General features: G+C 68.9%; 1 protein-coding gene. It reads right to left on the reverse strand.

Annotated elements, in window-relative coordinates; genetic code table 11:
• On the reverse strand, positions 1-627 hold a 627-nt coding region (locus J5M56_RS23825; protein ID WP_207937923.1), incomplete at both ends, for an Ig-like domain-containing protein.

Consider the following 627-nt stretch of genomic DNA (forward strand, 5'->3'; position numbering starts at 1 on the left):
CGTCTGCGCTGACCTCAAGCTCGCTTGGCGCTGTGGGGGCGGTGATGTCGGGTGCGCCGATCTGCGTGGGCAGCGACGATGTGCCGAGGCTGTCGACGGCGGTGACGTCCAGCAGCTGGCCGTTGGCCTGCGCCGGGTTCAGTGGCACGGTGAAGGTGCCTTCGGCTCCTACCACCACGCTGCCCAGCAGCGTGCCGTCGGCGCCACGCACCTCCACCCGCGTGCCGGGCTGGGCGCTGCCACTGATGCTGGTGCCATCGGCTGCGATATTCAGGTCGGTTGGGCTGGTTGGGACGCCGGACAGGGGCACATCGTAGTCGACGACGGGCGATGCATTGCCGGCAGCATCGGTTTGCACCACGCTCAGTTGCGCGCCCGGTGCCACGGCGGGGGCCAGGTCGACGATGAAGGTGCCGTTGGCGCTGACTATTGCACTGCCCAGCAGGTTGCCATCGGCATCGCGCACTTGCACCGTGGCCCCGGCTTCGCCACGGCCGGCTAATTGCAGCCCGTCCGGCCCTACCGCCAGGTTGGTGACGGCGGCAGGTGCAGTGATATCCGGAGCGTCGAATTGCAGCGGCGCCGAGGTGTTGCCAGCGGCGTCGACCAGGCGCACGTCCAGTGCTT

It is taken from the genome of Pseudomonas sp. 51_B, assembly GCF_017491595.1.
GTDB lineage: Bacteria > Pseudomonadota > Gammaproteobacteria > Pseudomonadales > Pseudomonadaceae > Aquipseudomonas > Aquipseudomonas promysalinigenes.